Here is a 20712-nt window from a genome sequence, read left to right as displayed (position 1 = left end):
GCCCGCAATGCTGCGGGCCGCCCTTTTCGAACTATCTCGGCGGGTCTCGAACTACCTCGGCGAACGGGTCAGAAGTCCCAGTCGTCGTCCTCGGTGGCCACGGCCTTGCCGATGACGTACGACGAGCCCGACCCGGAGAAGAAGTCGTGGTTCTCGTCCGCGTTCGGGGACAGCGCGGCGAGGATGGCCGGGTTCACGGCCGTGTCCTCCTTGGGGAACAGCGCCTCGTAGCCCAGGTTCATGAGGGCCTTGTTGGCGTTGTACCGCAGGAACGCCTTGACGTCCTCGGTGAGGCCGAGCTCGCCGTACAGGGCGTCGGTGTACTCGACCTCGTTCTCGTACAGCTCGAAGAGCAGCTCGAAGGTGTAGGCCTTGAGCTCGTCCTGCTCGGTCTGGCTGACCTGCGCCAGGCCCTTCTGGTACTTGTAGCCGATGTAGTACCCGTGCACGGCCTCGTCGCGGATGATGAGGCGGATGAGGTCGGCCGTGTTCGTGAGCTTGGCGCGGCTGGACCAGTACATCGGCGCGTAGAAGCCGGAGTAGAACAGGAACGACTCGAGCATCGTGGAGGCGACCTTGCGCTTCAGCGGGTCGTCGCCGCGGTAGTAGTCGAGCACGATCTCGGCCTTGCGCTGCAGGTGCGGGTTCTCCTCCGACCAGGCGAACGCCTCGTCGATCTCCCGCGTCGAGATCAGCGTCGAGAAGATCGACGAGTAGCTCTTGGCGTGCACCGACTCCATGAACGCGATGTTGGTGTACACCGCCTCCTCGTGCGGGGTCAGCGCGTCCGGGATCAGCGACACGGCGCCGACGGTGCCCTGGATCGTGTCCAGCAGCGTGAGGCCGGTGAACACGCGGGTCGTCATGAGCCGCTCCGCGTCGGTGAGCGTGTGCCACGACTGGATGTCGTTGGACACCGGCACCTTCTCCGGCAGCCAGAAGTTGCCGACCAGGCGGTCCCAGACCTCGAGGTCCTTCTCGTCCTGCAGCCGGTTCCAGTTGATCGCGGTCACGCGATCGATGAGCTTGAGCTTCCCCGTGGGCGCCATCTGTGTCTCTTCCCCGAATTCCTGATAGTTGCTCGACGCGGTCACAGCATGCAGCTGACGCAGCCCTCGATCTCCGTGCCCTCGAGGGCCATCTGCCGGAGACGGATGTAGTACAGCGTCTTGATCCCCTTGCGCCAGGCGTAGATCTGCGCCCGGTTGACGTCGCGCGTCGTCACCGTGTCGGGGAAGAACAGCGTCAGCGACAGCCCCTGGTCCACGTGCTGCGTGGCCGCGGCGTAGGTGTCGATGATCTTCTCGTAGCCGATCTCGTACGCGTCCTGGTAGTAGTCCAGGTTGTCGTTCGTCATGTACGGCGCCGGGTAGTACACGCGGCCGAGCTTGCCCTCCTTGCGGATCTCGATCTTGGCGGGCACAGGGTGGATCGACGACGTCGAGTTGTTGATGTAGCTGATCGACCCGGTGGGCGGCACGGCCTGCAGGTTCTGGTTGTAGATGCCGTGCTCCATGACCGAGGCCTTGAGCGCCCGCCAGTCGTCCTGCGTCGGGATGGCGACGCCTGCCTCCGCGAAGAGCTGCGCGACGCGCTCGGTCGCCGGCTTCCACTCGCCGTCCGTGTACTTGTCGAAGTACTCGCCGGTGGCGTACTTGGAGTCCTCGAACCCGCCGAACGCCTTGCCGCGCTCGATCGCGAGGCGGTTGGACGCCGCGATCGCGTGGTACGCGACCGTGTAGAAGTACAGGTTCGTGAAGTCGACGCCCTCGTCGGAGCCGTAGTAGATCCGCTCGCGGGCGAGGTAGCCGTGCAGGTTCATCTGCCCGAGGCCGATGGCGTGCCCGAGCTCGTTCGCGCGGCGGATCGACGGGACCGACTCGATGCTCGTCTGGTCGGAGACGGCCGTCAGCGCGCGGATCGCGGTGTCGATCGTCTTGGCGAAGTCCGGCGAGTCCATCGTCTTCGCGATGTTCAGCGAGCCGAGGTTGCAGGAGATGTCCCGGCCGACGTGGTCGTAGGACAGGTCCTCGTGGAACGTCGACGGCGTCGAGACCTGCAGGATCTCCGAGCAGAGGTTCGAGTGGGTGATGCGGCCCTTGATCGGGTTCGCGGCGTTCACCGTGTCCTCGAACATCACGTACGGGTACCCGGACTCGAACTGCAGCTCGGCGATCGTCTGGAAGAAGTCGCGCGCCTTGATCGTGGTCTTCGTGATGCGGTCGTCGGCGACGAGCTCGTCGTACTTCTCCGAGATGGAGATGTCGGCGAACGGCTTGCCGTAGACGCGCTCGACGTCGTACGGGCTGAACAGGTGCATGTCCGCGTTCGTCTTCGCCAGCTCGAACGTGACGTCCGGGATGACGACGCCCAGCGAGAGGGTCTTGATGCGGATCTTCTCGTCCGCGTTCTCCCGCTTGGTGTCGAGGAACCGCATGATGTCCGGGTGGTGCGCGTGCAGGTAGACGGCACCGGCGCCCTGGCGCGCGCCGAGCTGGTTGGCGTAGGAGAACGAGTCCTCGAGCAGCTTCATCACCGGGATGACGCCGGACGACTGGTTCTGGATGTGCTTGATCGGCGCGCCGTGCTCGCGGATGTTGCTCAGCAGCAGGGCCACGCCGCCGCCGCGCTTGGACAGCTGCAGCGCGGAGTTGATGCCGCGCGCGATGGACTCCATGTTGTCCTCGATGCGCAGCAGGAAGCAGGAGACGGGCTCGCCGCGCTGCGCCTTGCCCACGTTGAGGAACGTCGGCGTCGCGGGCTGGAAGCGGCCCGACACGACCTCCTCGACGATGTCGCGCGCGACCTGCTCCTCGCCGTCGGCCAGCCCGAGGGCGACCATCGAGACGCGGTCCTCGAAGCGCTCGAGGTACTTCTTCCCGTCGAACGTCTTCAGCGTGTACGACGTGTAGTACTTGAACGCGCCGAGGAACGACTCGAACTGGAAGTCCTTCGAGTACGCGAGCCGGAACAGCTCCTTGACGAAGGCGCGCGAGTACTTCTCGAGTACCGCGGGGTCGTAGTACTTGTTCTCGATCAGGTAGTCGAGCTTCGCGTCGAGCGTCTCGAACTGGATCGTGTTCGGCAGCACGTGCTGCTCGAAGTACGCGGTGGTGGCCTCGCGGTCCTTCTCGAACTGGATCCGGCCGTCCGCGCCGTACAGGTTCAGCATCGCGTTGAGCGCGTGGTAGTCCAGCTGCACGCCCTGCAGCGGCACCGGGGTGGCCCCCGCGACCTCGGGGGTCGTCGTCGAGCTCACGCCGAGATCAGTGACTGTCGTTGCCAAAATCGTCCCAATCCGTCACGGACGCGCGCGGCGTCCTCAGCCGTCCCCAGGAGTTCGAAGGCGTACAGGTAGGGCACCTGGCACTTCGCGGAGATGATGTCGCCGGCGATGCAGTAGGCAGCGCCGAAGTTGGTGTTCCCCGCGGCGATGACGCCGCGGACGAGCGACCGGTTGTGCGGGTCGTTGAGGAACTCGCGCACGCGCCGTGGCACGGCACCGCCCTCGTTGCCCCCGCCGTAGGTCGGGACCATGAGCACGTACGGCTCGGTCACCGTGAGAAAGCCGTCCTGCTTGCGCACCGGAATCCGGTGCACGGACATGCCGAGCTCCTCGAGCCCGAGGCGCTGGACGAACCGGTGGGTGTTCTCCGACACGCTGGAGAAGTAGACGAGAGAACTCATGCTCAGCCTCCCCCCGGATGCTGCTACCAGACCGACGCGCTGCGTCGCCGAAGACGCACGGCGCCCCGGGTCGGGTTCGAAGCCCGGGGCGCCGGCCGTGTGTGGGGTGGGCGGTCGCGCCTCGCGCGCCCCGCCCGTGCCGGTCTCGGCGTCAGGCCGTGACGGCCTGCTGCGCCGCGACCGCGGCGATCTGGTCGGGGCGGAAGCCCGACCAGTGGGTGTCGCCGGCGACGACGACCGGGGCCTGCAGGTAGCCGAGCCCGCGCACCATCTCGAGCGCCTCGGCGTCCTGGGTGATGTCGACCACCGAGTACTCGACCCCCTTGCGGTCGAGGGCGCGGTAGGTCGCGTCGCACTGCACGCAGGCCGGCTTGCTGTAGACCGTGATGCTCATGTGTCTCTCCCTCTCTGCGCTCCCCTCCCGGGGGGCTTGGTCCGACCCGCGCGATGCCCTGGCGAGCCGGTCCCAGGTGGGCCCGAGAGGGGCCTGGACCAGGGATGACGCTCGTGGAACTACGCCGGTGTGCTTTGTTCGAAGGGCCGTGGGCCCCGCGTGCTCCAAACACTACACCTAGTGGTCGGGGCGCGCGCGGGACCGACATCTAGTGGTTGACATCCATGTCATTCATCGAACGCCCTTCGCCCGCCGACCCTGTCGACAGCCTTCCACGGGCCTCTGACACCGTCCGTCCACAGGCTCCCCGGGCCTCCGTCCCCACCACCCGGAGGCGTTCGCCCGCAGCACCGTGCGGTTCACGTCCGGATGTCCACAGGCGGTGGGTGACGGGCGTCCACAGCATGTGCGCGACCGACGCCGGGCCCGCACCCCGACCACGGCGCCTCCCCCGACGCGCCGTTGGGGCACCGCGGTACGGACAGAACGGACATTCAAGGCCCGGGAGGTCGCCGAAAACTCGTCGAGATCCTCGGCGTGTCGTGGTCGGTGGTGTGTCGCACAGCCGGCCCCGGGGTCACCCGGTCGCAGAGACGTCGCCGCCGTCGGTCGCGTCGGGGACCGCCCGCCAGCCGCGCGGGTCGAGGCCGCCCGGCACCGCGGTGGCGGGGTCGTACGGCGCGCGCGTGAGGTGGAAGGTGCCGACGTCGAGCGCCTCGGCGGGGGTGCCGGGCGCGACGGCGCGCAGCCGCTCCCCCCGCCAGTAGCCGCCCTCGACCCCCACCCAGCCGCCGTCGTCCGCGCGGCCGAACACCGTGCTGCGGCCGCCGTCGGCGCTCAGCTCCAGGCGCCCGTCGGCGCGGGCGGCGAGCGTGTACGCCATCGGGCCCCAGTACCAGGTGCCCGTCAGGGCGAGCGCGTCGCGGTCCACGACGTCCGCCGCGCGGTTCGCGGGCGCGAGCGGCGGAGAGCCGGCCAGGACCTCCTCGACGAAGGACGCGTCGCCGAACCCCGCCGTCGAGCTGCCGCACACGGCCCACGCCTCCCCCGTGGCGGGATCGGCCCGCAGCGTGGCCGTGAACCCCGGCACCGAGCCGCCATGACCGACCGTGCGCCGGCCCGCCTCCGTGTGGTGCACCGAGACGCCGAGCCCCCAGGCGGCGGTGAACGGCCGCCCGTCGTCGTCCACCACCGCGCGGGCCGTCGTCATCCGACGTCGCCACTCCCGCGACAGCACGTCCTCGCCCGCCGCGTCGTCCGGGCCGGCGCCGACGAGCCACGAGCCGAACCGCACCAGGTCCGACGGCGTCGACCACACCTCCCCGGCCGGGCCCATCGCGCCGTAGGAGGCCACGGGCTCCACGAGGACGGTGCCGGCGTCGGGGTGCACGGCGTAGCCGACGGCCGCGTCGCCGGACGGAGTGCGCCCGGTGTTCGTCATGCCCAGCGGCGACCACACCTCGTCGCGCAGCACGGCGTCCCACGGCCGGCCGTGGGACACCTCCAGCAGCCGGCCCAGCACCGCGTAGCCCACGTTGGAGTAGTGGTGGCGCCCGCCCGGCTCCTCCAGGGGCACCACCCCCGACTCGACCAGCTCGGCCCACGTGCCCGCGCCGTGGCGCTCCCACCACGGACCCGGGGGCTCGGCCGGCAGGCCCGCGGTGTGCGTGAGCAGGTGGGCGAGCGTGGCGTCGGGCGCGGGAGCGTCGGGCAGGTGCCGCCCGACGGGGTCGTTCAGGCCGACGCGGCCCGCCGCGACCAGCCGCAGCACGGCCACCGCCGTCATCGGCTTCGTGATCGACCCGATGCGGAACGCCGTGCCGGCGTCGGCCCGCGCCCACCCGGCGGAGCCGGCCCACGCCACCCTGCCGCCCCGCGCCACCGCGGCGGACAGCGCCGGCACCCGCCGCTCGCGGCACCGGTCGCGCAGCGCGTCGTCGAGCAGGGCGCCGTCGAGCGGGGCGGGGAGTTCTGGCGGGAGCGGCGCGGCGGTGGTCATGCCCGCACGGTAGTGCCGAACAGGCGGTTGACACCCTTATCGGGGCCTTCGGGCCCGGATAACGGTGTCAACTGCCTGTTCGGCCCTGCACCGGGGGCAGCTCACCGGTGGTCACCAGGCGGCGGTACCAGTGCGCCGAGTCCTTCCACGTGCGCTCCCCGGTCGGGTAGTCCACGTGCAGGATGCCGAAGCGCTTGGAGTAGCCGTAGCCCCACTCGAAGTTGTCCATCAGCGACCAGGCGAAGTAGCCGCGCACGTCCGCACCGGCGTCGCGCGCGGCGCCGAGGGCCTCGACATGGTCGTGCAGGTACGCCACGCGACGGTCGTCGTGCACGCGCCGCTCTCCGTCGTCGACCACGAGCTCGTCGTCGAAGGCCGCGCCGTTCTCGGTGACCGCGAGCGGCAGGTCGGGGTAGGTGCGGTGCAGCCCGACGAGCAGGTCGGTGAGTCCCGACGGCTCGATGTTCCAGCCCATCGCGGTGTACGGGCCCGGCTGCTGCACGAACTCGACGTCCGTGACGCCGATCCACGGGCTGTGCGACGACGCGCCGTGCCCGTCGTTCTCCGACCGCTCGCCGTCCCCGGCAAAACGCCGCACCGTGACGGTCGAGTAGTAGTTGACGCCCAGCACGTCCAGGGGCTGACGGATCTGCTCGAGGTCGCCGCCGAGCACGAACGACCAGTCCGAGACGTGCGCGGTGTCCGCGAGCAGGTCGGCCGGGTACGCGCCGTCGAGCAACGGGCCGAGGAACGCCCGGTTGGCGAGCGCGTCGATGGTCCGGACGGCGTCGGCGTCGGCCTCCGAGGCCGGGTCGGCGGGGCGGATCGCGTGCAGGTTCAGCGTGATCGAGACCTGCGCGCCGGGCAGCACCTCGCGGATCGCGCGGGCGGCCAGGCCGTGGGCGAGGTTGAGGTGGTGCACGGCCGCGAGCGCCGCCTCCGGCTCGGTGCGGCCGGGGGCGTGCACGCCCGAGCCGTAGCCGAGGTAGGCCGAGCACCACGGCTCGTTGAGGGTGGTCCACGCCTCGACGAGGTCGCCCAGCTCGGTGGCCATGTGCCGGGCGTACGCGGCGAACGCCGTCGACGTCTCCCGGTTCACCCAGCCGCCGGCGTCCTCGAGCTCCTGCGGCAGGTCCCAGTGGTAGAGGGTGACGAAGGGGCGGATGCCGCGCTCGCGCAGGGCCTCCAGCAGGCGGCGGTAGAACGCGACGCCCTCGGGGTTGAGGGGGCCCGTGCCGCCGGGCTGGACCCGGGACCACGAGATCGACAGGCGGTAGGCGCCGACGCCGAGCCGGTCGAGGTGGTCCACGTCCTCGGCCCACCGGTGGTAGTGGTCGCAGGCCACGTCGCCGGTGTCGCCGCCCAGCGTGCGGCCCGGGGTGTGGGAGTAGGTGTCCCAGATCGACGGCCCGCGGCCGCCCTCGGCGGCGGCGCCCTCGATCTGGTAGGCCGCGGTGGCGGTGCCCCACAGGAAGTCGGCGGGGAAGGTACGGGTCGTCACAGGGTGATCCTCAGCTCTCCGGGTCCGGCGGTGGTGGCGACGCGCCCGTCGACCCGGACGCTCCAGTCGCCGGGGGCGTCGTCGGTGGTCACGACGACCTCGCCGCCGGCGCGACGGACGCGGAACCGCGCCGCCTCGCCGTCGGGCCCGCCGGTCGGGACGGGGGTCACGGCGTCGTAGCCGTCGGGCAGCGCGACGAGCCGCAGCTCGACGCCCTCGGCCCACGCGTAGTCGGGCCGGTCGGTGCGCGCGCCGACCGGCAGCACCGTGCCGGGCCGCACGAGCACGGGCAGCGAGTCGACGCCGTGGGTCTCGGTGACCCAGCGCGGGCCCGTGACCGTCTCGGCGTGGCCGCCGTCCGCGCCGTCGAGCAGCCGCGTCCACGTGCCCTCGGGCACGTAGTACTCGACGGTGCCGTCCGCCGTGAACACCGGGGCCACCAGCAGCGCGTCGCCCAGCATGTACTGCATGTCCACGCCGAAGGTGCCGCGGTCGGCGGGGAACTCGAGCACCATCGGTCGCATGATCGGCGTGCCCGTCGCGTGCGCCTGCTCCCCCGCCCGGGCGAGGTACGGCATGAGCGACATCTTGAGGTGCGTGAAGCGGCGCGCGACGTCGACGGCCTCCTCGTCGAAGGCCCACGGCACGCGGTACGACGACGAGCCGTGGAACCGCGAGTGGCTGGACAGCAGCCCGAAGGCGAGCCACCGCTTGAACACGGCGGCGTCGGGCGTGCCCTCGAAGCCACCGATGTCGTGACTCCAGTACCCGAAGCCCGACAGGGCGAGGGAGAGCCCGCCGCGCAGCGACTCGGCCATGGAGGCGTAGGTGGAGTCGCAGTCGCCGCCCCAGTGCACCGGGAACTGCTGGCCGCCCGCGGTGGCGGACCGCGCGAAGACGACGGCGTCGCCGCGCCCCCGCCGCCGCTCGAGCAGGCCGAAGACGGCCTCGTTGTAGAGCTCCGCGTAGTAGTTGTGCATCTTGCGCGGGTCCGAGCCGTCGTGCCAGACCACGTTCTCGGTGGGCACCCGCTCGCCGAAGTCGGTCTTGAAGGCGTCCACCCCCTGGTCCAGCAGGCGCTCCAGGTGGCCCAGGTACCAGGCCGTCGCGTCGGGGTTGGTGAAGTCGACCAGCGCCATGCCGGCCTGCCACAGGTCCCACTGCCAGACGCCGCCATCGGCGGTGCGCAGGAGGTACCCCTTCTCCCGTCCCTCGGCGAACAGCGGCGACCGCTGCCCGATGTACGGGTTGATCCAGACGCTCACCTTGAGGCCGCGCTCGTGCAGGCGCGCGAGCATGCCCTCCGGGTCGGGGAAGACGCGCGGGTCCCACTCGAAGTCGCACCACTGGTACTCGCGCATCCAGAAGCAGTCGAAGTGGAAGACGCTCAGCGGCAGCCCCCGCTCGGCCATCCCGTCGACGAAGCTCATCACGGTGGCCTCGTCGTAGTCGGTGGTGAACGACGTCGACAGCCAGGGGCCGAACGACCACGCCGGCACGCGCGCCGGCCGGCCGGTGAGCCCGGTGTACCGGCGCAGCACGTCCTTGGGCGTCGGGCCGGCGATGACGTAGTACTCCAGCGCCTGCCCCTCCACGGAGAGCTGGACGCGGGTGTTCACCTCCGACGCGACCTCGAGCGACACCCGCTCGGGGTGGGCCACGAAGACGCCGTACCCCTTGCTGGTCACGTAGAGCGGCACGTTCTTGTACGCCTGCTCGCTGGAGGTGCCGCCGTCCTCGTTCCACACGTCGACGGACTGCCCGTTCTTGACGAAGGGCCCGAACCGCTCGCCCAAACCGTAGACGTGCTCGCCCGGGTCGAGGGTGAGCTGCTCGTGCACCCAGGCGCCGGCCTCCGGCCCCGCCGTCGCCGTCATCGCGCCCACGGACTTGGGCAGGCTGGAGGTGAGCACCCGCCCGTCGTGCTCGAAGTCGACGTGCCAGCCGCCGCCGCGGTGCACGCGGACGGACAGCCCGCCGGTCTCGAGCACGCCGGTGGTCTCGTCGACCTTGACCACGGGCCGGAACCCCGGCTCGGGGGCGACGGCGAACTGCGGACCGCGGTGCGCGGCGCCGGCGAAGTGCTCCACGCGGACCTTGACCACGCCGGGCGCGGGCGAGGAGTAGGTGACGGTGAGCATCGGCCGGTTGAGGGTGTCCCCCCGCCGGGCGATGTGCGCCGTGGGCGCGTAGACGGTCATGGTGCCGGTGGCCTCGTCGACGCGGACGTCGTCGACCTCGACCGCGTACAGCGGCTCGATGCCGCGGCGGGTCTGCCAGTAGCCGTCGGTGAACTTCATCAGGGGTGCACCTACTCCGTGCTGTCGGATTCGATGATGGCGGACGGCCCGCAGGCTCGCCGCGCGGGATTCGGGGCGCTCACTTCACCGCGCCGGCGGTGACGCCGCGGGTGAGGGTGCGCTGGAAGATCAGGAAGAAGACGAGCGCCGGGACCAGGGACACGAGGGCGCCGGCGTTCGTCGTGGGGGCGTCCATCATCCGGTCGCCCTGCAGCGACGCCAGGGCGATCGGGATCGTCTGGGTGTCGTGCGTCGTGAGCATGACCAGGGGGATGAAGAACTCGTTCCAGGTCCAGATGAAGAAGAAGATCATCAGCACCATGAGGGTGGGCCGCACGATCGGGAACACCACCTGCCACAGGATGCGCCAGCGGCCGGCGCCGTCGAGCGCGGCCGCCTCGAGCAGCGCGGGCGGGAACGTGCCGAGCACCGAGGCGAGCAGGTAGGTGCCGAAGGCCGACTGGATCACCGTGAAGATGATGATCACCGACCACTGCGAGTTGGACAGCCCCACCTGCCGCGCCATGTCGAACAGGGGGTAGATCAGCGCCTCCTGCGGCAGCATGTTCGCGAGCAGGAAGAGCAGCACGATCCCCATGCGGCCCCGGATGCGGCCGACGCCGATCGCGTACGCGTTGAGCAGCGAGAGCACGCACGCGGCCACCGCCACCACGGCGGAGATGAAGAACGAGTTCCACAGCTTCACGGGGAACTCCGTGCGCTGCCAGAAGTTCACGAGGCCGTCGAGGTACAGGCCGCTCGGGAGGCTGAGCGGGCCGTGCTGCGTGTAGTCCTCCGGCGACTTGAACGCGTTGAGCAGCATGACCAGCAGCGGCGCGAGCACCAGCAGCGCGACGAGGACCGCCCCGGCCAGCACGAACCAGCGCGCGGCGCCGCGGCGGTGGCGCCCGCCCTCAGGCCGACGGGGCGCGCCGGTCCGTGGGCGCGCGGGGTGCGGGGTGCGCGGGGTCTCGACCGTCGTGGCCATCACCGCCCCACCTCCTCGGCCCGCTCGGCCCGCGCCTGCAGCGCGAGGATGACGACGGCCACCACCACGATCACCACCGTGAGCACGGTCGCGACGGCGGCGCCGTAGCCCACCCGCGACTTGTCGAAGAAGTTGAGGTACGAGTAGTAGCTCGGCACCAGCGTGGAGCTCTCCGGGCCGCCCCGCGTGAGCACGTAGATCGGCCCGAACACCTTGAGCGCCGCCACCGTGCACGTGAGCGTGACGACGAACGTCTCCGGACGGATCTGCGGGACCGTGATCGCGCGGAACCGCCGCCACCAGCCGGCGCCGTCCAGCTCTGCCGCCTCGTACAGCTCGGGGTCCACCCGCTGCAGCGCCGCCATGAAGATCACCACGGGGTAGCCGATCTGCACCCAGATCAGCACGAGCATGACGCTGGGCAGGGCCGTGCTCGGGTCACCGAGCCAGTTCGGCGGCTCCGCCACGCCGAGGGCACGCAGGATCTCGTTGAGCGCGCCCGTCTGGGCGTTGAGGATCCAGTTCCACAGCACCCCCGCGACCGCGACCGGCAGGATCTGCGGCAGGTAGTACGTGGCCCGCAGGACCGACGCGACGCGGGGGCCGAACCGGCGCCCGAGGTAGTCGAACAGCACCGCCGCGAGCAGCAGGCCGATCGCGGTCGGCACGATCACCATCGCGACGATCATGGCGATCGAGTTCTGGAACGACGTCCAGAACGCGGCGTCGTGCCAGAGCTCCGCGTAGTTGTCGAACCCCACCCAGGTGAGCGGGGCCAGCCCGCCGCGCCAGGAGAACAGGCTGATGTAGACGTTGGTCACCAGGGGGTACCCGATGACGAGCACGAAGAGCACCGCGCCGGGCAGCAGGTAGAGCAGGTACGGCAGGGAGCGGCGGCGGCCGCGCGCCCGCGCGGGGCGGGGCGCCGCCGGGGCGGTCGTGGTGGTGGCCGTCATGTCGTCACTCGCCGAGCAGGTCGGCCTTGCCGTCCGTGTAGGCGGAGCTCAGGCCGTCGAGCACCTGGTCCGGCGTCTTGGACTGGTTCACCAGCGACTGCAGCTGGCTGACGATGACGTCGTAGTAGCCGGGCACGGGCCAGTCGGGGTAGAACGCCAGGCCGTCGTCGTCGAGGATGTCCTGGAAGTTCTGGGTGAGCTCGCGCGTCTTCTCGTCCGTGATGGTCGACGCGTCGCCCGCGACCGGCAGGCCGCCGGTCTGCGCCAGCACGTCCTGCACCTCCGGCCGCAGCGTGGTGTCGATGAACTCCTCGGCCAGCGACGGCGAGTCCGCGTTGGTCGGCACCACCCACAGGTTGCCGGACGAGCCCACCTGCAGCGTGTTGCCCGGGAAGTTGAACTGACCCCAGTCGTCCTTCATCTCGGCCGTGACGCGGCCGAACCACCAGGAGCCGGAGACCATCATCGGGTAGTCGCCCTTCATGAACGCCACGCCCATGTCCTCAGCCGTGAGGCCGGCGGAGTCGGAGGCGACGTAGCCATCCTTGATCCACTGGTCGAGCTTCTTCGTGGCGGCCGTCAGCTCCGGGCCGTGGAAGTCCACGTCGCCGTCGAAGAGCTGGTACTGGTCCACGAGGTCGCGGTCCGCGTTCGCGAGCACGAGCTCGTACCAGAGCTGGCCCATCGGGTACTCGGCCCCGGCCTCGGCCAGCGGCGTGACGCCGTCGTCCTTGAACGCCTTCATGACCTGCTCGAGCTCGTCGAGCGTGGTCGGCACCTCGAGCCCGGCCTTCTCGAACATCGCCTTGTTGTAGTACACGCCGACGAACTCGCCGTAGTTGGGGACGCCGTACCAGTCGCCGGAGCCCATGAGCCCCTTGTCGTCGTAGCGCGCCGTGGTCTGCAGCGACCCGGACAGCTTGTCGGCCCAGCCGTTCTTCTCCGCGGCGTCCGTCAGCGGGGCGATGAGCCCCTGCGCGGCGAGCTGCCCCGCGGTCGCGTTGCCCTTGTTGTACTCCATGACGTCGGGGACGTCGTCGCCGGTGAGCACGATCTTGGCGTTCTTCTGGATCTGCTCGAACGTCTGCTTCTCGACGTCGACGGTGACGTCGGGGTGCTCGTCCTCGAAGATCTCGATCGCCTTCGCCCAGGCCTGCCCCATGGCCGAGTCGTCGTTCTCGTAGTGCCAGATGGTCAGCGTCTTGTCGTCGGTGTCGCCGCCGCCCGCGGCGTCGCCACCGCCTCCTCCGCCACCGCCGACGCAGGCGGTCAGGACCAGGGGCAGGGCCGCCAGCGCGGCGATCGTCGATGCCTTGCGGATACGCGTCATCGCAGTTCCTCCTTCGTCGGCCCCGGCGCGGGCGCGTCGGGGCGCCGGGCTCCGGTGCCCGGTCAGGTCGGTCGTCAGTTGTGGTCGGTGGTGGTACGGCACGTGGGTCGGCGGGCGGCCGCCCGTCAGGGTCGGCTCGGCCCCGGCACGCCTGCGTCGGCAGGTGCCGGCCCGACGCTCTCGCCGGGCTCGAGCGTGCAGCCGATGAGGGTGCCCGCCGGCCCGTCGTCCTCCCCCGCCACCCGGGCGAGCAGGGTGAGCACCGCGAGCCTGCCCAGCTCCGTCCCGGGAGAGTGCATGGTGGTCAGCCGGGGGTTGCTCATGTCGGCCACCCCGGGCGAGGTGACGATCGCCAGGACGGACATCCGCCCGGGCACCGGCATCTCCCGCTGCTGGAGCTCGGCGAGGACGCCGAAGGTCGCCATCTCGTTCATCGTCACCAGGGCGGTGGTGCGCGGCTCCGCGGCCAGCACCTCGCCGAGGGCCTCGCGGCCCGCCTGGGGCGTCTCGTCGACGCGACGCGTGACCGGCTCGAGCCCCCGGGCCCGCATCGCGGCGGCGAAGCCCTCCTCGGCGCGGAACGTCGGGGCATAGCCCTCGTCCGCCGTGGCCTGGGAGTGGTTGAGGAAGGCGATGTGCCGGTGCCCGAGGCCGACGAGGTGCTCGACGGCCTCCCGCGTGGTCCGCTCGAAGTCCACGTCGACGCTCGGCAGCCCCGCCACGTCCCGCGTGCGGCCGATCATCGTGAACGGCACGCCGGCGTCGCGGAGCGTCGCGACGCGCGGGTCGTCCAGGGTGACCTCCATGACGAGCACGCCGTCGGCCATCCCCTGGAGGACGAGGTCGCGCACCTCGTCGGCCTGGGTGGTCCGGAACGGCCAGAGCACGAGGTGGTGGCCGTTCTCCCGGGCGGTGTCCCCCGCGGCGGACACGAACTCCGCCACGGTGCCGCCGAGGCCGCGCTCGGCGGCCGGGAAGACGAGGGCGAGCACGCGGCTGCGCCGGGAGGCCAGGCCGCGGGCCATCGCGTTCGGCGTGTACCCGAGCTCCGCCATCGCCTCCGCGATCCGGTCCCGGGTCGCCGCGGAGACGCTCCGGTTGCCGGACAACGCGTAGGACACCGTGCTGAGCGAGACCCCCGCCCGCCGCGCCACGTCCTGCATCGTCGTCATGCCGCCACCTCCCTGTGCCGGGGTCCCGCACCGTCGGCGGACGCCGCGGTCCCGAGACCGTCGAAGCGCTTCGACCACGCGCTTCGACGGCCAGCATGGGCGGGGCGGGAGCCGCCTGTCAAGACCTCCGGGCGGATTTAGTTCATCCATTGCCACAAGCCCGTCGACCGGACTAGCGTCATGGACAAGCAGCGGGTCGAAGCGCTTCGACGATGATCGTCTCGCCAGGCCGCACGTCCTCACCAGGCTCGGGGCCGCTGCCCGGCGTCGGCGCGCCCGACGCTCCCCGGTGAGGTGCTCGTTCCGTCCCCCAGCGGGCGGCCGACGACGGCCGCCCCCGAACCGAGGGAGCACCATGAGTACCCGACACCGCCGTCGGACGCGCCGCGGCATCGCCGCCACGACCGCGTTCGGCGTCCTCGCGCTCACGCCCGGGCTGGCGTGGGCCTCCGCCACCGCGACCCCCGCCGACGCCGCGACGACCGCGGCCGCCGCGGCGCCCGACCACCTCGACGACCTGCCGTTCCGCGACCCCGACCTGTCGGTCGACCAGCGGGTCGACGACCTCCTGGGCCGGCTCACGAGGACCGAGACCATCAGCCTGCTGCACCAGTTCCCGCTGCCCGTTCCGCGGCTCGGCATCGGGCAGTTCCGCAGCGGCACCGAGGCGCTGCACGGCCTCGCCTGGACGACGTCGCACGAGGACGGCGCCGTGCACACCGCCACCGCCACGACCTTCCCGCAGGCCGTGGGCCTGGCCAGCACGTGGGACCCCGAGCTCGTCGAGCAGGTGGGCACCGTGGTCTCCGACGAAGCCCGCGCCTACCACGCGCAGGACCCGGACCTGTGGGGGCTCAACCTCTGGGCGCCCGTCGTCAACCTGCTGCGCGACCCGCGGTGGGGGCGCAACGAGGAGGGGTACTCCGAGGACCCGACGCTCTCGAGCGAGATCGCGACCGCCTACGGGCACGGCCTCACCGGTGACGACCCGTTCTACCTCAAGACCGCGCCCACGCTGAAGCACTACCTGGGCTACAACACCGAGACCGCGCGCGACACCGTCTCCGCCGTCCTCCCGCCCCGCGCGCTGCACGAGTACGAGGAGCAGGCGTTCGAGCCCGTGATCCGGGCGAACGCCGCGACGGGGGTGATGACCGGGTACAACCTCATCAACGGCCGCCCCGCCACCGCGGACCCGAGCCTCGACGACACCGTCCGCTCGTGGACGGACCGGACCCTCTTCAACGTGTCCGACGCCGCCGCACCCCTGAACCTCGTGGCGTCCCAGCAGTACTACGACACCCAGGCCGAGGCCGACGCCGCGCTGGTCAAGGCCGGCCTCGACTCCATGACGGTCAACGACAACGACCCGCAACCCACCATCGACGCCGTCCAGGACGCCCTGGACCAGGGCCTGCTCGAGTGGTCCGACGTGCGCACCGCCGCGTCGCACAACCTCGAGCTGCGGTTCCGGCTCGGCGAGTTCGACCCGGACGGCGGCCCCTACGGGGACGTCGGCGCCGTCGACACGGCGGCCCACCGCGCCCTCGCCCGCGAGAGCGCGACCGCGGCGCAGGTGCTGCTCAAGAACGACGGCGGGACCCTGCCGCTGGACCCCGCGACCACCGGCGAGGTCGCCGTCGTGGGCCCGCTGGCCGACACCCTCTACACCGACTGGTACGGCGGTAAGCAGCCGTACTCCGTCACGCCCGTCGACGGCATCGCGGCCCGCCTCGGGGCCGACGCCGTCGCGACCACCGAGGGCGTGGACCGCATCACGCTGCGCGACGCCGAGACCGGCCGGTACCTCGCCGGCGGCGCGGGCTCCGCGGGCGGCCCGCTCGCGGCCACCGCGGACTCCCCCGACACCACCGCCCAGTTCGACGTCTTCGACTGGGGCGAGGGCGTCGTGACGCTGCGCAGCGCGGCCAACGGCAAGACGGTCGGCTTCAACTGGAGCGGCTTCGCCAACGACCAGGAGCAGCCGAACGGCTGGTACGTCCAGCAGCTCTTCCGCATCGAGGAGCGCCCCGACGGCGACGTGGTGCTGCGGTACGCCGGCTACGACTCGGCCGAGTCGTGGTCGCCGTCGTTCGCGACGCCCTACCTCGTCGTCGCCGACGACGGCTCGCTCCAGCTCGGCGCGCGGACCGCCGACGAGGCCACCGCGTTCACGCGCGACGTCGTGGTGGACGGCACGGCGCAGGCGGTCGCCGCCGCCGAGGAGGCGGACGCCGCCGTCGTCGTGGTCGGCACGATGCCGTTCATCAACGGCCGCGAGGCCCACGACCGGACCGGGCTCGACCTGGCGGCCGGCCAGGAGGCCCTCGTCAGGGCGGTGCGGGAGGCGAACCCGAACACGATCGTCGTGCTCACCTCCAGCTACCCGCAGACCATCGGCGGCCTGCAGGAGTCCGTGCCCGCCATCCTGTGGACCACGCACGCCGGGCAGGAGACCGGGAACGCGCTCGCCGACACGCTGTTCGGCGACGCCGACCCCGCAGGACGGCTCACGCAGACGTGGCCGCGGTCCGTCGACGACCTGCCGGACACGATGCTCGACTACGACGTCGTCGGATCCCGGCAGACCTACCTGTACGACGACGCCCACGACCCGCTGTACCCGTTCGGCTACGGGCTGTCGTACACGTCGTTCCGGTACTCGCACCTGCGGGTGGCGGACAGGTCCGTCGCGCCGGGCGACACGGTCCGGGTGTCGGTGGACGTCACCAACACCGGGGACGTCGACGGGGACGAGGTCGTCCAGCTCTACACGCACCAGCGCACGTCGCGCGACGACCAGCCCGTGCGCCAGCTGCGCGACTTCGACCGCGTCCACGTGCGCGCCGGCCAGACCGTGCGGGTGCACCTCGAGGTGCCCGTCGACGCCCTGCGGCACTGGGACGTCACCCGCGACCGCTGGGTGGTCGAGGCCAGCACGCACGACCTGCTGGTCGGGGCATCGTCGACCGACGTCCGGGCGCGGGCGTCCGTGCGCGTGGACGGCGAGCGCATCCCCGCGCGCGACCTGACGCGCGTCACGCAGGCGCAGAACTACGACGACGCCGACGGGACGACCCTCGTCGACACCACCAAGGAGCGCGGCACCTCGGTGGCCGCGACGCGCGACGGCGCGTGGGTGGCCTACGAGGACGCGGACCTCACGAACGGCGCCCGGTCCCTCGTCGCCTCCGTGGCGAAGGCGGGCGACGGCCCGGCGCGCCTCGAGGTGCGGCTCGGCGCGCCGGACGGCCGGCTGGTGGGCAGCGCCGAGGTACCTGCCACGGGAGACGCCCGTGCCTACGCCGACGTCACCGTGCCGATCCGGCGTGCGGCGGGGCGTCAGGACGTCTACCTCGTGCTCGGCGACGGTGTCCGCGTCTCGACGTTCCACCTGACCTCGTAGGGCGGGACGCAGGCCGGGACGCACGACGCGGCCGGCCCGGGGCGCTCGTCCCGGGCCGGCCGCGGGCACGCCGGGCCGGGCGTCACCTGGGCCGCGCCTCAGACCACCGGCACGCCGCCGCGCAGCACGCGGCGCACGCGCAGGTCGCCGTCGGTCTCGACGACGTCGGCACGCCGGCCCACGACCAGGCCGCCGACGTCGGTGAGGCCGAGCACGCGCGCGGGCACCCACGACGCCGAGCGGACGGCGTCCACGAGCGGGACGCCGGCGGCGACGGTGGAGCGCACCACGTCGACCAGGTGCGCGGTGCCGCCCGCGATCGAGCCGCCCTCGGACGACTCCGGGTCGGCGAGCCGCGCGACGCCGTCGCGCACGGTGACCGCCATCGGCCCCAGCTCGTAGGAGCCGTCCGCCATGCCCGCCGCCGCCATCGCGTCGGTGACGAGCACGACCTGGTCGGCGCCGACCGTCTCGACGACGCTGCGCACGGTGGCCGGCGCCAGGTGCACGTCGTCCGCGATGAGCTCGACCACGAGGTCTCCGCGGGCCGCCGCCGCCAGGCACGCGGCGATCGGGCCGGGCGCGCGGTGGTGCAGCGGGCGCATGCCGTTGAACAGGTGGGTCGCGGTCATCTCCCGCGCAGGGGCCTCACCGTCGGCGGCACGCGCGGCGAGCCCGGCCGCGACCTGGGCGACGAGCGCCTCCGCCTGCTCGGTCGTGGCGTCCGTGTGGCCCAACGACGGGACGACGCCGGCCTCGACCAGCGCCTCGGCCGCGCCTCCGGGGCCGGCGACCCCCTCGATCTCCGGGGCCACCGTCATCGTCCGCAGGTGCCCGCGCGCGGCCTCGACGAGGTCGCGGACCAGGGCGGGGTCACCGGGCACGAGGTCGTCGGGGCTCTGGGCGCCGCGACGCTCGTGCGACAGGAACGGACCCTCGGCGTGGATACCCGCGATCTCCCCCGCCTCCGCCAGCCCGGCGAGCATCGCGGCCTGCGCGAGGAGCGTCTCCCGGTCGGCGGTGACGAGCGAGGCGAGCATCGTCGTGGTGCCGTGCCGCCGGTGCTCCAGCACCGCGACCATCGCCTCCTGCGCGCTCGCCGCGTCGGGGAATCCGACGCCGCCGCCGCCGTGGTCGTGCAGGTCCACGAGCCCGGGCAGCAGCACCGTGCCGGGCTCCGGGGCGGGCGCCGCCGCGACGGCCGCCGCCACCGCGGGATCCGCGTGCTCGGCCGCCGCCACCGGGCCGACCCAGCGGACGACGCCGTCGGCCACGACGAGGGCGCCGTCCTCGACGACGTCGTGCGGTGTCACGACCCGACCGCGCAGCACGGCGAGCTCGCCGGGCGCGGGGACAGGGGCCGGGGAGGTCGCATCACTCATGCGCCACATCCTGCCGCACGCCACACAAGTTGCGAAACCTTCCTGACAAACCCGGTCAGAAGAGGCGGGAGTCGACGTCGTCGACGCCGCGCATCGCGTCGTAATCGAGGATCAGGCACTCGATGCCGCGGTCCGTCGCGAGCACGCGGGCCTGCGGCTTGATCTCCTGGGCGGCGAAGACGCCGCGCACGGGGGCCAGCAGGGGGTCGCGGTTGAGCAGCTCGAGGTAGCGCGTCAGCTGCTCGACGCCGTCGATGTCCCCGCGCCGCTTGAGCTCCACCGCGACCGTGGCGCCCGCGCCGTCCCGCGCGAGGATGTCGACCGGGCCGATCGCCGTCATGTACTCCCGGCGTACCAGCGTGTGCCCCGCCCCCAGGCGGTCGATCTGCGCGGCGAGCAGCTCCTGCAGGTGCGCCTCGACCCCGTCCTTCACCAGGCCCGGGTCGATGCCGAGGTCGTGGGCGGAGTCGTGCTCCACCTCGTGCAGCTCGATCTCGAGGCGGTCGTCCGACTTCTGGTGCTGCACGGTCCAGACCTGGGTGACGCCGCGCTCCCGCGCCTCGTCGTCCGGGTCCGCGACCGACGTCGCGCACGGCGGGCTCATCCAGTTCAGCGGCTTGTAGGAGCCGCCGTCGGAGTGCAGCAGCACGCTGCCGTCGGCTTTGACGACGAGCAGCCGCGTGGCGAGCGGCAGGTGGGCGGTGAGCCGGCCGGTGTACCGGGCCGAGCAGCGGGCGACGACGAGACGCACGGTCCCCCTCTTCGTTCGTGGCAGGTGCTGTGGCGGTGCCCTACGGGACCAGGTCGCTACAGGACCAGGTCGCGACGCCCCGGGGGCGCGGACTCGAGCCAGGAGGCCAGGCCGGCGTACGCGCCGGACGACATCAGGAGCTCGAAGTCGGTGCCGTCGTAGCGGCAGCGCACCAGCACCTGGTCGGGCTGGCCGGCCTGGTCGAGCGGGGCTCGGCCGGTGATCGACAGGCGGTCGCGGTGCCAGACCCGCGCGGGGCGCGGGGCCAGCGACCAGCCGCGCCACCAGTCGATGCGGCCCACGGCGTAGTGGGCGATCCCCACCATCCACGCGGCCTGCGGGTCGTCCGCGGGCCGGGCGTGGCAGGGGAAGGAGCCGACCCTCCGGGAGAGGGTCCGCAGGCGGGAGGCGCCGGCGGCGAGCACCAGTCCGAGCGCGACGACGAGACCGATCGCGATCCAGACGACGTACGCCACCGGCACCTGCCTCAGCGCAGCGCCGGCTCGCGGCCGGACAGCTCCGAGACCTCGTCCACGACGATCGTGACGAGGTTGCCGTCGACGGAGACGAAGCCGCCGGTCACGTGCGCCTCGACCGCGGTCCCGTGGGCCGTCGACACCTTGACCGTGCCGGGCCGCAGCACCGCGAGGAGCGGGGCGTGGCCGGCGAGGATGCCGACCTGCCCGTCGACGGACGGTGCGCTGACCTCGCGCGCCGCGCCGGACCAGACCTTGCGGTCGGACGCGACGAGGTCCACGTTCAGCTCTGCCATCTCCATGTCCTCTTTCCGATCGTACGAGGGTCGTCATGAGTCGCGTCGTCCCGCCGGGAGGGCGGGCCCCCCGG

16 protein-coding genes are annotated in these 20712 nt (G+C 72.1%); 1 reads left to right on the top strand and 15 read right to left on the bottom strand.

Translation table 11 applies throughout. From position 1 onward, the window contains the following. Positions 1-68: 68 nt before the first annotated feature. From nrdF to ACFWDO_RS17410, 11 genes are all read right to left on the bottom strand, one after another. A complete protein-coding gene (nrdF, locus tag ACFWDO_RS17460; RefSeq protein WP_380322470.1) occupies positions 69-1049 on the bottom strand; it encodes a class 1b ribonucleoside-diphosphate reductase subunit beta in 981 nt (326 codons plus the stop codon). A gap of 41 nt (positions 1050-1090) precedes the next feature. Next, positions 1091-3286 (bottom strand): class 1b ribonucleoside-diphosphate reductase subunit alpha, encoded by a 2196-nt coding sequence (gene nrdE / locus ACFWDO_RS17455; protein WP_380322473.1) that lies wholly within the window; start codon positions 3284-3286, stop codon positions 1091-1093. Beyond that, positions 3256-3687, bottom strand: a complete 432-nt coding sequence (gene nrdI, locus ACFWDO_RS17450; protein ID WP_380322476.1) for a class Ib ribonucleoside-diphosphate reductase assembly flavoprotein NrdI — start codon at positions 3685-3687, stop codon at positions 3256-3258. The genes nrdE and nrdI overlap by 31 nt, the downstream gene beginning before the upstream one ends. 151 nt (positions 3688-3838) lie before the next feature. After that, positions 3839-4081, bottom strand: coding sequence for a glutaredoxin-like protein NrdH (gene nrdH, locus ACFWDO_RS17445; RefSeq protein WP_380322479.1), 243 nt, complete (start codon positions 4079-4081; stop codon positions 3839-3841). 577 nt (positions 4082-4658) lie between these two features. Next, positions 4659-6080: a serine hydrolase domain-containing protein gene (locus ACFWDO_RS17440; RefSeq protein WP_380322481.1), complete on the bottom strand. Its 1422-nt coding sequence runs from the start codon at positions 6078-6080 to the stop codon at positions 4659-4661. 67 nt (positions 6081-6147) lie between these two features. Next, the gene (locus ACFWDO_RS17435) at positions 6148-7581 is read right to left on the bottom strand and encodes a GH1 family beta-glucosidase (protein WP_380322484.1); all 1434 of its coding nucleotides are present in this window, start codon (positions 7579-7581) and stop codon (positions 6148-6150) included. Then, positions 7578-9881, bottom strand: coding sequence for an alpha-xylosidase (gene yicI / locus ACFWDO_RS17430; protein ID WP_380322487.1), 2304 nt, complete (start codon positions 9879-9881; stop codon positions 7578-7580). Before yicI ends, ACFWDO_RS17435 begins: the two co-directional genes overlap by 4 nt. A gap of 79 nt (positions 9882-9960) precedes the next feature. After that, on the bottom strand, positions 9961-10869 hold the full coding sequence (locus ACFWDO_RS17425) for a carbohydrate ABC transporter permease (RefSeq protein WP_380322502.1): 909 nt from the start codon (positions 10867-10869) through the stop codon (positions 9961-9963). Continuing rightward, positions 10869-11825: a carbohydrate ABC transporter permease gene (locus ACFWDO_RS17420; RefSeq protein ID WP_380322490.1), complete on the bottom strand. Its 957-nt coding sequence runs from the start codon at positions 11823-11825 to the stop codon at positions 10869-10871. Before ACFWDO_RS17420 ends, ACFWDO_RS17425 begins: the two co-directional genes overlap by 1 nt. 4 nt (positions 11826-11829) lie before the next feature. Next, positions 11830-13155, bottom strand: coding sequence for an ABC transporter substrate-binding protein (locus ACFWDO_RS17415; protein WP_380322493.1), 1326 nt, complete (start codon positions 13153-13155; stop codon positions 11830-11832). 125 nt (positions 13156-13280) lie between these two features. Further along, on the bottom strand, positions 13281-14327 hold the full coding sequence (locus ACFWDO_RS17410; protein ID WP_380322496.1) for a LacI family DNA-binding transcriptional regulator: 1047 nt from the start codon (positions 14325-14327) through the stop codon (positions 13281-13283). Positions 14328-14682: 355 nt separating this feature from the next. Here ACFWDO_RS17410 and ACFWDO_RS17405 point away from each other — a divergent pair, with 355 nt between their 5' ends. Continuing rightward, a complete protein-coding gene (locus ACFWDO_RS17405) occupies positions 14683-17733 on the top strand; it encodes a glycoside hydrolase family 3 C-terminal domain-containing protein (RefSeq protein ID WP_380322499.1) in 3051 nt (1016 codons plus the stop codon). Positions 17734-17831: 98 nt separating this feature from the next. Here the strand turns inward: ACFWDO_RS17405 and ACFWDO_RS17400 are convergent, their stop codons facing one another. The 4 genes from ACFWDO_RS17400 to ACFWDO_RS17385 are packed head-to-tail and all read right to left on the bottom strand — an operon-like array spanning position 17832 to position 20638. After that, positions 17832-19115, bottom strand: a complete 1284-nt coding sequence (locus ACFWDO_RS17400) for an N-acetylglucosamine-6-phosphate deacetylase (RefSeq protein WP_380327003.1) — start codon at positions 19113-19115, stop codon at positions 17832-17834. Positions 19116-19170: 55 nt separating this feature from the next. After that, positions 19171-19866: an endonuclease NucS gene (gene nucS, locus ACFWDO_RS17395; RefSeq protein WP_380327006.1), complete on the bottom strand. Its 696-nt coding sequence runs from the start codon at positions 19864-19866 to the stop codon at positions 19171-19173. 56 nt (positions 19867-19922) lie between these two features. Next, entirely contained in the window at positions 19923-20342 is a 420-nt protein-coding gene (locus ACFWDO_RS17390) for a DUF2550 domain-containing protein (protein WP_380327009.1), read from the bottom strand. Positions 20343-20353: 11 nt separating this feature from the next. Continuing rightward, a complete protein-coding gene (locus ACFWDO_RS17385) occupies positions 20354-20638 on the bottom strand; it encodes a F0F1 ATP synthase subunit epsilon (RefSeq protein ID WP_380327012.1) in 285 nt (94 codons plus the stop codon). Positions 20639-20712: the final 74 nt, after the last annotated feature.

The organism is Isoptericola sp. NPDC060185, assembly GCF_042728595.1.
Taxonomy (GTDB): domain Bacteria; phylum Actinomycetota; class Actinomycetes; order Actinomycetales; family Cellulomonadaceae; genus Isoptericola.
The sequence above is the reverse complement of the archived record's forward strand: the minus strand, read 5'-3'. Positions and strand labels throughout refer to the sequence as shown.

What these genes read in the sequence shown, in the direction of transcription:
- nrdF (WP_380322470.1), bottom strand. Translation starts at nt 1,049, where the DNA reads ATGGCGCCCACGGGGAAGCTCAAGCTCATCGATCGCGTGACCGCGATC.
- nrdI (WP_380322476.1), bottom strand. Translation starts at nt 3,687, where the DNA reads ATGAGTTCTCTCGTCTACTTCTCCAGCGTGTCGGAGAACACCCACCGG.
- nrdH (WP_380322479.1), bottom strand. Translation starts at nt 4,081, where the DNA reads ATGAGCATCACGGTCTACAGCAAGCCGGCCTGCGTGCAGTGCGACGCG.
- ACFWDO_RS17440 (WP_380322481.1), bottom strand. Translation starts at nt 6,080, where the DNA reads ATGACCACCGCCGCGCCGCTCCCGCCAGAACTCCCCGCCCCGCTCGAC.
- yicI (WP_380322487.1), bottom strand. Translation starts at nt 9,881, where the DNA reads ATGAAGTTCACCGACGGCTACTGGCAGACCCGCCGCGGCATCGAGCCG.
- ACFWDO_RS17425 (WP_380322502.1), bottom strand. Translation starts at nt 10,869, where the DNA reads ATGGCCACGACGGTCGAGACCCCGCGCACCCCGCACCCCGCGCGCCCA.
- ACFWDO_RS17420 (WP_380322490.1), bottom strand. Translation starts at nt 11,825, where the DNA reads ATGACGGCCACCACCACGACCGCCCCGGCGGCGCCCCGCCCCGCGCGG.
- ACFWDO_RS17415 (WP_380322493.1), bottom strand. Translation starts at nt 13,155, where the DNA reads ATGACGCGTATCCGCAAGGCATCGACGATCGCCGCGCTGGCGGCCCTG.
- ACFWDO_RS17410 (WP_380322496.1), bottom strand. Translation starts at nt 14,327, where the DNA reads ATGACGACGATGCAGGACGTGGCGCGGCGGGCGGGGGTCTCGCTCAGC.
- ACFWDO_RS17405 (WP_380322499.1), top strand. Translation starts at nt 14,683, where the DNA reads ATGAGTACCCGACACCGCCGTCGGACGCGCCGCGGCATCGCCGCCACG.
- ACFWDO_RS17400 (WP_380327003.1), bottom strand. Translation starts at nt 19,115, where the DNA reads ATGAGTGATGCGACCTCCCCGGCCCCTGTCCCCGCGCCCGGCGAGCTC.
- ACFWDO_RS17385 (WP_380327012.1), bottom strand. Translation starts at nt 20,638, where the DNA reads ATGGCAGAGCTGAACGTGGACCTCGTCGCGTCCGACCGCAAGGTCTGG.